The organism is Streptomyces sp. JL2001 (genome assembly GCF_050917515.1).
Classification (GTDB): Bacteria; Actinomycetota; Actinomycetes; order Streptomycetales; family Streptomycetaceae; genus Streptomyces.
Window position 1 is genome coordinate 3,742,697 of record NZ_CP169421.1, and the last position, 11,393, is coordinate 3,754,089.

Below are 11,393 nucleotides of genomic sequence, written 5' to 3' on the forward strand. Positions count from 1 at the left end.
GACGGGCCGGCCGGGTCACCAGCCGAAGAGGCCCCTGGCGTAGACGGGGAAGAGGCCGACCGCCAGGGAGAGCGGCAGCAGGGCGAGCGTGCCGAGGAGGAGCGGCAGGCGCGCGGTCACCAGGGCCCTGAACCGCGACACCCCCGCGGCCCGCGCCATCCCGCCGACGTGCAGTCCGGCGACGGCCAGGGTGACCAGCGCGTACGAGCACGCGCCGAGGATGCAGAGGAAGACGTAGCCGGCCGCGGGGCCGGTGAGCTCGCCGATCACCGCGCAGGAGGACAGCGTGGTGGTGATGAGCAGGTAGGGCGCGACCAGTCGCAGCGGAAGCGGCTCCAGCCCGTCCGTCGACTTGGGCGTCACCTTGAAGACCACCGGACGGGGCCGCAGCTTCTGCCACAGCGCCGCGCCCACCCCCCAGGCGACGAAGGGCCAGCGCGCCAGGGCGAACAGCCAGCTCTCCCAGCTCAGGATGGGCGCCTTCGCCGGGCGGAGCAGACCGTGCCGGCGCACCAGCGCGATGAGCAGGATCATCCACACGGACAGTGCCCAGTAGTGGCCGAGGAACGAGGCGTAGTTGACGTTGATCCAGGGCAGGCCGGTGACGGCCGCGATCGGCGGCAGCGCGAGTCCGGCGGTCGTGGTCACGGCGAGCAGGGGGTAGTAGGACAGGGCGAACGCGAACCGCAGCCGCAGCGCCCCGTTCATCCGGCCGAGGTGGCGTGGGAGCAGGCCGAGCAGCATCACGGCGAGGCTGCGGGACCACTGGAACTCCTGGGTGGCCATGGCGGCGAAGGTGATCGGGCCGTCGCCGTGCGCCTCGGCGTCGATCGCGAACGATCCGTGCCAGCCGGCCGAGTTCATGAGGAAGGTGGTCGAGAAGTCCTCGGCGAGCTCGGGGCCGATGCCGCCGATGTCCCGGACCGCCTCGGTGCGCACCGCGTAGTGGGAGCCGATGCACATGGGGGCGAGCCCGGCGGTGTGGCCCAGCTGCACCGCCCCGTGGAAGACGGCCTCGCGGTGCAGCCGGCCGCGCACGGACCAGGAGACGTCGGCGTTGGCGTCGCACACGCTGGGGGCGGCGACGTAGCCGATGGCCGGATCGGCGAACGGTCGCACCATCTCGGTCAGATACGTCGGGGCGGGCACGTGGTCGCAGTCCAGCTGTGCGACGACGTCGTAGCGCTCGTAGCCCCAGTGGTCGTAGAAGAAGGCGAGGTTGCCCTCCTTGCAGCGGGTGCGGCGCGGCCACGTCCTGCGGTGGTAGTCGGGCCGGTCCCGCCGGCAGGAGACGCTGACGCCGTGGGCGGCGCACCAGTCGAGGATCACGTCGGTCGGATCCTCGTCGCACAGCCAGACGTCGTAGGCGTGCGGGAAGTCCTGCCGGAGCATCGCCTCCAGGGTGGTGCGGGCGACGTCCCAGGGTTCCGAGGGGGCGCGGGTGACCACGAAGGCCGTCCGCAGGGCGGGTACCGGGATGCGCGGGTTGAAGCGGCGCAGGCGGACGACCGCGAGGAAGAAGTAGAGGGGGAGCAGCGCGAGGTAGAGGAGCAGTGCGCTGTTCACGGCCAGGCCCACCCAGCCGATCCGGTGGTCGGGCTGGAGCCACCAGATCCAGAACCAGATCAGGCTTGCCACCCACGCGAGCGTGAGGAACGCGACCTTCATCCGGTCGGCCTTGCCGAACTGGCGGACGAAGCTCTCGGGGCGGGTCTTCAGCAGGCGGCGCGGGTGGGCGAACACGGGCCCGTCGGAGGGAATCTCGGCGACGCTGCCGCGGGAGAGTTCACGGATCTGGTCCTTGAGCGGGACCTGGGCTCCCGCCGGGCTCGGGATGAGCCGGTCGGGCGCGACGGCCTCGCCTACGAGCCCTGGCTCGATCGGGGTCATGTGAGCGTGCTCCGGGGTGTTCTCGGTGTGGCGGTCGCGAGGGCCTCACGACCGCCCCGGCGGGGACGGGCCGGCGGGGAAGGGGCGCCGGGGACGCCCGGTCCCCCGCCGGGGGAGAAGGGAAGGGTGGGGAAGGGGCCGGAGCGGGACGGCGCCCGGGGCGGTCTCAGGCCGGTGCGGCGGCGGGTTCCGGAGCGTCGGCACGGGTCTCCGGCCGGGTCGCCGCCCAGGTCCCGGGGAGCGCGGCGGCGGGGATGCCGGTGCGTGCCTCGTCGGCGGAGGCACGCCCGTCACCGGTGGCCGGGGCGTCGGCCCGAGTGTCGGGCACGGCGGCGAGGTACCCGCTCGGCAGCGGGGTCCCCTCCTCCTGGCCGCCGCGGATCGCCGCGGCCGCGGTGGAGAGTTCGGCGGGCCGGGAGGCGAACCAGTCGGCCGTCCTGCGCAGGCCCTCGTCGATGTCGACCTCGGGCGCCCAGCCGAGCGTGTCCCGTGCGCGGGTGATCACCGGGCGCCGGCGGCACGGGTCGTCGACCGGCAGCGGGTGGTACTGGATCTGCGACGGCGAGCCGGTGAGCTCCAGGACCCGCTCGGCCAGCTCGGTGACCGTCCGTTCCACCGGGTTGCCCAGGTTGAACGGACCGGGCTCGGCCGAGTCGATGAGCGCGACGAGGCCCCGGATCAGGTCGTCGACGTAGCAGAAACTGCGGGTCTGCTTTCCGTCGCCGTAAATGGTCAGGGGCTCTCCGGTGAGGGCCTGGGTGATGAAGCTGGACACCACCCGTCCGTCGTGCGGCCGCATGCGCGGGCCGTAGGTGTTGAAGATGCGGGCGATGCCGACGTCGACGCCGTGGGTGCGGCGGTAGGCGACGGAGATCGCCTCGGCGAACCGTTTCGCCTCGTCATAGACACTGCGCGGACCGACCGAATTGACGTTGCCCCAGTAGTCCTCGTCCTGCGGGTGGACCAGGGGGTCGCCGTAGATCTCGCTGGTCGACGCGAGAATGAACCGGGCGCCGTTCCGCAGCGCGAGACGGAGGGCGTTCTCCGTACCTCTGCTGCCGACGGCGAGCGTCTCCAGCGGCTGTCGCAGGTAGTCGGGCGGCGACGCGGGACTGGCCAGGTGGGCGACGGCGTCGACGGCGCCGGGAACCTCCACGGCGACAGTGACGTCGGCGCGAATGAATTCGAATGCCGGGTGGGTGAGCAGGTGTTCGATGTTTCTGGGGTCGCCCGTCGAGAAGTTGTCCAGACAGACCACGGAATCCCCACGTCTCAGCAGGGCTTCGCACAGGTGGGACCCGAGAAAGCCACTGCCACCGGTGACCGCAACACGCATGCGATTCTCCAGGAATCGGGAACGGAAAAGCCTCGCGCCTATTCCGGTGCGGCCGGTGAACGCGGCGGACGGAAGCGGGAAGGCTCACGGGAAAACGCATGGCAAGCATATGGAAATAGGTGGGATTTTCCGTGGATCGCAATTCGGGGCTACGCCGATCGGACGCCATTACCGGGTGCCCGCCCGGCCCCCGCCCCGGCGGCGCCGCCTCCACGCGCCGATCGGCGGGGAAGTCCGACTCACTCGCCCGTGTGACTCTCGGCCGCGCGTGCCAGGGTCGGACGGGGTGTTCGAGACCACCGAACCGGAAAAACGTGCGACGGGACCGATGAGTCGGGCGGCCGGGTCCGGTCTCCTTCACAGCGGGCCGGCACGGTACGGCCCGCCCACCGGACCAGGCCCACGAGCCCGGCCCGGCCCAGCCCAGCCCAGCCCAGCCCAGCCCAGCCGAACGAGAGGTGCCGCACATGTCCGAGGTCGTCAAGGGTCCCGCCAGCTACTTCCCCTCCATCGAGAAGAAGTACGGCCGTCCGGTCTCGGAGTGGCAGGACCTCATCCGCCACTCCCCGCTGACCAGGCACATGGAGCTCGTCGCCTGGCTGAAGACCGAGCACGGCCTGGGCCACGGGCACGCCAACGCGCTCGTCGCCCACACCCTCGCCGAGAAGAGCGGGGACTGAACGCTCCACGACGCGGAGGAGGAGCGGGCACGCGGCCCGCTCCCCCTCCTCCCCCGTACCGCGGCCGGCGGGCCGCGGATCCTCAGGCCGCCAGCGCGTGCTCCGCGCGGCGGGCGACCCGTGCCCCGAGGGCGAGCGTCCCGCCCGCGGCCAGCACCCCGCCGGCCAGCGCCGTCCACCACAGCGGCGCCGGCCCGACCGTCGTGTAGAGCGCCACGCCGAGGGTGAGCGCGCAGAAGCGGGCCACTCCCCAGGTCCAGCTGAAGGCGCCCTGGTAGCGGCCACGGGCGTGGGCGGGCGCCAGATCGGCGACGACCGCGGCGGCGATGCCCGCCACGCAGACCTCGCCCAGCGACCAGACGACCACGGAGACCGTGTAGCCGACGACACCGTCCGCGACCCCGGTCAGCGCCACGCCCACCGCGATCAGGACACTGCCCGCGGACTGCACCGGCAGGCGCGGCAGTCCGGCCAGCCGGGCCGTCGCGAACGGCTGCAGGAGGACCACCAGGAGGGCGTTGACCGCCGCCATCGCGCCGTACACCGCGGGGGACAGCCCGCTGTCGTGGATGGCGAGCGGCAGGGCGACCTCCGTCAGCGAGTAGACGAAGAGCTGGACGCCGAAGAGCGGCAGCAGCACGAGCGCCAGCCGGTCCCGGAGCACGACGCCGTAGCCGAGGCCGCCGCCCGCATCCGTCTCCTTCGCGCGGGGCGGCTCGCCGAGCCGGGTCGCGACCACGGCGGCGTACGCGACCATCGTGCCCGCGTCGACCGCGAAGAGCAGCCAGTACCCTCGCGCGGCGAGGAAGCCGCCGAGGACGCCCGCCACCGCGGTGCCGATGTTGATGCCCCAGCCGAGCAGGGCGTACGCACGCTGCCGGTGCTCCGCCCCCACGGTGTCGGCCATCAGCGCGTACGCGGCGGGCGAGACCATCATTCCGGTCGCGCTGATGAGCAGCGCCGCTGCGGCCATCGTCCACACCCCCGGCGCGGCGAACAGCGCGCCCTGGGCCCCGGCCGAGCCGAGCAGGCCGATCAGCATCGTGGGACGGCGGCCGACACGGTCGGCGAGCACCCCGCCGAGCGCCGGTCCGATCAGGTTTCCGGCGCCCAGCGCGCCGAGGACGTACGTGGTCTCGGCGCCCGTGACCCCTCGCGCGGCCAGGAAGAACACCAGGAAGGGCGTGACCATGAAGCCCAGCCGGTTGACGACGGTTCCGGCGAACACGGTCCAGACGGTGCGCGGGAGTCCGCGGAAGGTGGAGAGCATGCGAGGAGCGTGCTCCCCGTCCGCCACGGGGCTCCATTGATTAAGCTCAGACCGAATCCATCGACGACACGACGGGGGCGGCGACGTATGGAGTCCGGACTCAGCTTCTCCGCCGCCGACCTGGCGCAGACCCGCTTCGCGGTCTCCCCCATGTGGGAGGTCGTGACCAGCTTCCGCCTGTTGCGCGGCGACGACGCCGGTGTCCTCCACCGGCGTTGGACCGCCCAGGTCCGGCCGCGGATCGCCGGCGCCGGACTCGACCGCGGCTGGCTCGCCGACCTGGTCCCGGACCGCGGCTACCTCGCGGACTTCCTCAACCCCACCCCCGCCACTCCCTTCCCCACCCTCGCCGCCGAACTCGACGCGATCCGCGCCACCCCCGCCGACCGCGTCCGGACCGACCTGGCGATGCTCGGCGCCGAACGCACCACCCCGCGCCCGGCCCGGCTCCGACTGCTCGCCGAGGCGCCCGAAGCGGCCCTGGAGAAGGTCGCCGCCGAGATCGAGTACTACTGGGAACTCGCCCTCGCCCCCTACTGGGCACGCATCAGAGGACTCCTCGAAGCCGACGTCTTCCACCGGGCCCGGCAGGTCGCCGAGCACGGCTCGGCACGCGTCCTGAGCGAACTCCACGAGACCGTGCGGTGGGACGACGGCACCCTCCACCTCGTCCGCCGGCACTGCGCCCTGACCCGCGACGAGGCCGGCTCGGGGCTGCTGCTCGTCCCCTCGGTCTTCGCGTGGCCCCGGGTGATGACCCGCTCCGTGCCGCCCGAGCCACCCCAACTCGCCTACCCAGCGCGCGGTATCGGCAGCCTCTGGGAGCCGCGGCCCACCACCGCCACCGACGCGGTCGCCGCCGTCCTCGGCCGCTCCCGCGCCCTGCTCCTCGCCGAACTCGACACCCCCGCCTCGACGACCCGGCTCGCCGAGCGGTGCGGTCTGTCCGCCCCCGGCGTCTCCCAGCACCTCATCGCCCTGCGCAACGCCGGCCTCGTCACGGCCCACCGCAGCGGCCGGTCCGTCCTCTACGCCCGCACGTCCGTCGCCGACGCCCTGCTCACCCCCACCGGAGAAGCCACGTGACCCCGCCTCCCAGGACCGACGGGACCCCGACGCCCGCCGCGGCCCCCGCACCGAACCCCGTTCCGGCGGACCGCACTTCACCGGCCGCCGGCTCCCCCGCCTCCCCGGAGGCCACCGCCCCGTGGACCGCGCGCACGGTCACGCGCGACGGCGTCCGGCTCTCCTGCCGGGACTGGGGCGGCCCCGGGCGCCCCGTCGTCCTGCTGCACGGCCTCGCGGGGCACGCCGGCGAGTGGGACACGACCGCGCGCCTCCTGCACGCCGCCGGCCACCGCGTCGTCGCCGTCGACCAGCGCGGCCACGGGCACTCCGAACGCCTCCCCGAGGACACCTCCCGGGCCGCCCACGTCGCCGACGTCGTCGCCGTGCTCGACCGGCTCGGCCTCGAACGCCCCGTCCTTGCCGGTCAGTCGCTCGGCGGTCACACCGCCCTGCTCACCGCGGCCGCGCACCCCGGCCTGCTGGGCGGCCTCGTCGTGGTCGAGGCCGGTCCCGCCGGCTCGAACCCGGACGTCGTACGCGAGATCGGCGGCTGGTTCGACACGTGGCCGGTGCCGTTCGCCTCCCGGGAGGCGGCGGTGGCGTTCCTCGGCGGCGGAGCCGTCGGCGAGGGCTGGGCGGCCGGACTGGAGGAGCGGGACGGCGGCCTGTGGCCGCGGTTCGACCCCGGCGTGATGCTGCGGTCGCTGGCCGGGAGCACGGACCGCTCCTGGTGGGCCGAGTGGGAGGCGGTCGACTGCCCGACCCTCGCGGTCGTGGCCCAGCACGGGATCGTCGGGGCCGCCGAGATCGACGGGATGCTCCGCCGTCGCCCCGAGGTCCGGGCCGCGAGCGTCCCCGGCGCCGGCCACGACGTGCACCTGGAGCAGCCCCGGGTCCTCCACCGCCTCCTGACGGACTTCCTCGCTTGCCTTGGAGTCCGCTCCAACTCCTAGAGTGCGCGCCCAGGGAGGTCACCATGCGCTATCGCGTACTCGGCGGGACCGGCATCGAAGTGAGTGCCTACTGCCTCGGCACCATGATGTTCGGCTCCGTCGGCAATCCGGACCACGACGACTCCGTCCGCGTCATCCACGCCGCACTGGACCAGGGCGTCAACTTCGTGGACACGGCCGACATGTACTCCGCCGGCGAGTCGGAGGAGATCGTCGGCAAGGCGCTCCGCGGCGCCCGGCGGGACGACGTCGTCCTCGCCACCAAGGTCCACTTCCAGATGGGCGAGGGACGCGGCCGCAGCGGCAACTCCCGCCGCTGGATCACCCGCGCCGTGGAGGAGAGCCTGCGCCGGCTCGGCACGGAGTGGATCGACCTCTACCAGGTCCACCGCCCCGACCACCGCACGGACGTCGAGGAGACGCTCTCCGTCCTCGGCGACCTCATGACCCAGGGCAAGATCCGCGCGTTCGGCTGCTCCACCTTCCCCGCCGAGGAGATCGTCGAGGCGCACGCCGTCGCGGACCGGCGCGGACTGCGCCGCTTCCGGTCGGAGCAGCCCCCGTACTCGCTCCTCGCGCGCGGGATCGAGGCGTCGGTCCTCCCGGTGGCGCAGCGCTACGGCATGGGCGTGCTGACCTGGAGTCCGCTGGCGTCCGGATTCCTCACCGGCAGGTACCGCAAGGGGCAGCCGATCGACCTGACCAGCGGGCGGGCCGCGCTGACCCCGCACCGCTTCGACCCCTCGCTGCCGGTCAACGCGGCCAAGCTCGACGCCGTCGAGCGACTCGTCGCCCTGGCCGAGGAGATCGGCTGCTCACTGCCCGAGCTGGCGGTCGCCTTCGCGGCGGCGCACCCGGCCGTGACCTCGGTGATCATCGGACCGCGGACCATGGAACAGCTGGAGGGCCTGCTGAAGGGCGCGCCCCTGGTCCTCGACGACGACGTCCTCGACCGGATCGACGAGATCGTCCCGCCGGGCACCGACCTGTACCGGCCGGACGGCGTGTGGCGCCCGGCGGCCGTGACGGACGCGTCCCTGCGGCGGCGGCCGGTGGGCGAGCGGGCCGCGGGCTGACCCGTGGGGCGCCCCGCTGTCGGTACGAGGCGCGATGCTTGGCCGTATGGCTGACACGCGACGTGTGATCACGGGGGACGAGCGCAGGGCCCGGCTGGGCGTACGGCACCGCCTGGCCGCGTCGGCCCGGGCGGCGGACGCCGAGGAGGTGACCGACGCGCTGGTCGCGCTGCACGCCACCGACCCGGCGAGCGTCTTCCTGAGCGTGGGGGCGCGGCTGCGCGAGGTCGAGGGGGCCGCGGACCCCGTGACCGGCCTGGAGCGGGCCCTGTACGAGGACCGGACGCTGACCCGGATGCACGGCATGCGGCACACGATCTTCGTCTTCCCCACCGGGCTCACCCCCGCCGTCCACGCCTCGACCACCCGCGACGTCGCCGCCCGCGAACGCGCCTCGCTCGTACGGCACCTCACCGCCGGCAGCGCCTACGACGCCGCCTGGCTGAAGGAGACCGAGGAGCTGCTGCTCGCCGAACTGGCGGCCCGCGGCGAGGCGACCGGCGCCGAACTCGGCGAGGCCGTGCCGCGGCTGCGCGCCCAGTACCTCTACGGCATCGGGACCCGCCAGGAGGGCTACCAGTCCCTCTCCAGCCGGCTGCTCCGCATCCTCGGCATGGAGGGGCGGATCGCGCGCGGCCGTCCCCAGGGTTCCTGGAACTCCAGCCGGTTCCGCTGGACCCTCGCGCCCGGCCTGCCCGACCCGGCCGACGCGGACGCCCACGCCGAACTCGTACGCCGCTGGCTGGCCGCCTGCGGACCGGCGACCGAGGCCGACCTGAAGTGGTGGACCGGCTGGAAGGTCACCGACGTCCGCAAGGCGCTGGCGGCCGTCGGCGCGGAGCAGGTCGACCTCGACGAGGGCACCGGGCACGTCCTGCCGGGCGACACCGGCCCCGTGGCCGCGCCGGAGCCGTGGGCCGCGCTGCTGCCCTGCCTCGACCCGACGGCCATGGGCTGGGTCCGGCGCGACTGGTACCTCGATCCCGCCCACAGGGCCGCCCTCTTCGACCGCAGCGGGAACATCGGCCCGACCGTCTGGTGGAACGGCCGCATCGTCGGCGGCTGGGCCCAGCGCGCCGACGGCGAGATCGCCTGGCGACTGCTCGCCGACGTGGGCGCCGAGGCCGGCGCCGCCGTCGCGGCGGAGGCGACGCGGCTGTCCTCCTGGGTCGGCGCGGTCCGGGTGACACCCCGCTTCCGCACACCGCTTGAGAGGGAGCTGGCGGCCGGGGAGTGAGCCGCGGGGCCGGCACGCGTGGTTCCTGCGGGTGGATTCCCGGGCGAATCCGGAGGCGTTCCGCGAGGTGTCGAGAATCCCGGCCGGGCTCCGACGTCCCCTGTGAAGGGAAAGCCCCGGAAGGACGACCGAAGGAGCGGGTCATGAAGTACCTCGTGATGGTGCAGGGCGCCCAGGCCGACTACGAGGCCATGAGCGGCAAGGGTTCCGAGCAGAGCCCGGCGTGGAGCGAGCAGGAGCTGCGGGCGATGTTCGCCTTCATGCAGTCCGTCAACGACGACCTCGCCGAGTCCGGCGAGCTGGTCGACGCGCAGGGGCTCCTCGAACCGGCTCGCACCCGGTTCGTGACCGCCGACAAGGACGGCCGTCCGGTGGTCACGGACGGGCCGTACGGGGAGACGAAGGAAGTGCTCGCCGGGTACTGGGTCCTCGACTGCGAGAGCCTGGAGAGGGTCACCGAGATCGCGGCGCGCGTGGCGCAGTGCCCGCAGCCGGCCGGCGCCAAGGACTACCCGGTGGTGATCCGGCCGATCGACGGCGGCGGTCGCGAGGTGTGACCGCGGGAAGCGGACCCGGGGAGCCGGACATCGAGGGATCGGACATCGACGAGACCGGGGCCGGGCCGCCGGAGCCCGGGACCGAGGACCTGCTGCGCCACCACGCGCCGCAGGTCCTCGGCGCGGTCGTGCGCCGCTACGGTCACTTCGACGCCGCCGAGGACGCCGTGCAGGAGGCGCTGCTCGCCGCCGCCCGGCAGTGGCCCGAGTCGGGGACACCCGCGAACCCGCGCGGCTGGCTGATCCGGGTGGCCTCACGGCGGCTGACCGACCGGCTGCGCGCGGACGAGGCACGGGAGCGGCGCGAGCGGACGGCGGTCCGGCTCGAACCGCGGGAGACCCGGGCGGCCCCGTCCGACGACGACACGCTCACCCTGCTGTTCCTCTGCTGCGACCCGGCGCTCGCGCCGGCCGCGCGGATCGCGCTGACGCTGCGCGCGGTCGGCGGTCTGACCACCGCGGAGATCGCCCGGGCCCATCTCGTGCCGGAGGCAACGATCGCCCAGCGGATCAGCCGGGCCAAGCAGAAGCTGAAGGACCACTCCTTCCGGCCGCCCGGCCCGGGCGACCGGGACGCCCGGCTGGCGGCCGTGCTCCAGGTCCTCTACCTGATCTTCAACGAGGGGTACACCGCCACGTCCGGCCCGGCCCTCCACCGCGCCGACCTGTCCCGCGAGGCGATCCGGCTGACCCGCTCCGTGCGCCGTCTGCTCCCCCAAGAGGGCGCCGTCACGGGCCTGCTGGCGCTGATGCTGCTGACCGAGGCACGCAGCGCCGCCCGCACCGGACCGCTCGGCGAACTGGTCCCGCTCGACGCACAGGACCGCGCGCTCTGGGACTCCGCCGCGATCGCCGAGGGCACGGCCCTGGTCGAGGAGGCGCTCGGGCAGGCCCCGGTGGGCCCGTACCAGCTCCAGGCGGCGATCGCGGCGCTCCACGACGAGGCCGCGGTCGCCGGGGACACCGACTGGCCGCAGATCCTGGCCCTCTACGACCTCCTGGTCGCGGGGCCGGCCGCGGACCCGATGGCGGAACTCGGCCGCGTGGTCGCGCTGGCCATGGTCGACGGCCCGGAGGCCGGTCTGACCGAACTCACCGCGCTGGAACCCCGCCTGAAGAACCACCACCGCCTCGAAGCGGTCCGCGCCCACCTCCTGGAACGCACGGGCGCCACGGAAGCGGCCCGCCGTTCCTACGAGTCGGCGGCCCGCCACACCCTGAGCCTCCCGGAACGCCACTACCTCCTGACCCGGGCGGCGCGACTGGCGCCCTGAACATTAGTCCGACTTTCACGTATCCTCCTCACTCCCCGTGAGCGGACGCTAC

The 11,393-nt window shown here is 73.9% G+C and carries 10 protein-coding genes; 7 read left to right on the forward strand and 3 right to left on the reverse strand.

From position 1 onward, the window contains the following. Nucleotides 1-15: 15 nt before the first annotated feature. Nucleotides 16-1,890, reverse strand: a complete 1,875-nt coding sequence (locus ACE1OA_RS16605; protein WP_356601203.1) for a glycosyltransferase family 2 protein — start codon at nucleotides 1,888-1,890, stop codon at nucleotides 16-18. A gap of 166 nt (nucleotides 1,891-2,056) precedes the next feature. Next, entirely contained in the window at nucleotides 2,057-3,226 is a 1,170-nt protein-coding gene (locus ACE1OA_RS16610) for a UDP-glucuronic acid decarboxylase family protein (RefSeq protein WP_356601204.1), read from the reverse strand. A gap of 467 nt (nucleotides 3,227-3,693) precedes the next feature. Between ACE1OA_RS16610 and ACE1OA_RS16615 the strand changes: the two genes are divergently transcribed. Continuing rightward, the gene (locus tag ACE1OA_RS16615; protein WP_356601205.1) at nucleotides 3,694-3,906 is read left to right on the forward strand and encodes a DUF4287 domain-containing protein; all 213 of its coding nucleotides are present in this window, start codon (nucleotides 3,694-3,696) and stop codon (nucleotides 3,904-3,906) included. An 82-nt stretch (nucleotides 3,907-3,988) separates the two neighbouring features. Here the strand turns inward: ACE1OA_RS16615 and ACE1OA_RS16620 are convergent, their stop codons facing one another. After that, nucleotides 3,989-5,176 carry an MFS transporter gene (locus ACE1OA_RS16620; protein ID WP_432752970.1) on the reverse strand — a complete coding sequence of 396 codons (1,188 nt, stop codon included), beginning with the start codon at nucleotides 5,174-5,176 and terminating at the stop codon, nucleotides 3,989-3,991. A gap of 87 nt (nucleotides 5,177-5,263) precedes the next feature. Between ACE1OA_RS16620 and ACE1OA_RS16625 the strand changes: the two genes are divergently transcribed. The 6 genes from ACE1OA_RS16625 to ACE1OA_RS16650 all read left to right on the forward strand — a co-directional run bounded on the left by ACE1OA_RS16625 (nucleotide 5,264) and on the right by ACE1OA_RS16650 (nucleotide 11,341). Beyond that, a complete protein-coding gene (locus tag ACE1OA_RS16625; RefSeq protein ID WP_356601207.1) occupies nucleotides 5,264-6,262 on the forward strand; it encodes an ArsR/SmtB family transcription factor in 999 nt (332 codons plus the stop codon). Continuing rightward, on the forward strand, nucleotides 6,259-7,197 hold the full coding sequence (locus ACE1OA_RS16630; RefSeq protein ID WP_432752971.1) for an alpha/beta fold hydrolase: 939 nt from the start codon (nucleotides 6,259-6,261) through the stop codon (nucleotides 7,195-7,197). Before ACE1OA_RS16625 ends, ACE1OA_RS16630 begins: the two co-directional genes overlap by 4 nt. Nucleotides 7,198-7,220: 23 nt before the next feature. Continuing rightward, nucleotides 7,221-8,273: an aldo/keto reductase gene (locus tag ACE1OA_RS16635; protein ID WP_386541722.1), complete on the forward strand. Its 1,053-nt coding sequence runs from the start codon at nucleotides 7,221-7,223 to the stop codon at nucleotides 8,271-8,273. Between the two features lie 46 nt (nucleotides 8,274-8,319). Next, nucleotides 8,320-9,510, forward strand: a complete 1,191-nt coding sequence (locus ACE1OA_RS16640) for a winged helix DNA-binding domain-containing protein (RefSeq protein ID WP_386541724.1) — start codon at nucleotides 8,320-8,322, stop codon at nucleotides 9,508-9,510. A gap of 143 nt (nucleotides 9,511-9,653) precedes the next feature. Next, complete coding sequence (locus ACE1OA_RS16645; RefSeq protein WP_356601210.1) at nucleotides 9,654-10,067, forward strand: YciI family protein; 414 nt, start codon at nucleotides 9,654-9,656, stop codon at nucleotides 10,065-10,067. 44 nt (nucleotides 10,068-10,111) lie between these two features. Continuing rightward, complete coding sequence (locus ACE1OA_RS16650) at nucleotides 10,112-11,341, forward strand: RNA polymerase sigma factor (protein ID WP_432754071.1); 1,230 nt, start codon at nucleotides 10,112-10,114, stop codon at nucleotides 11,339-11,341. Nucleotides 11,342-11,393 lie beyond the last annotated feature (52 nt).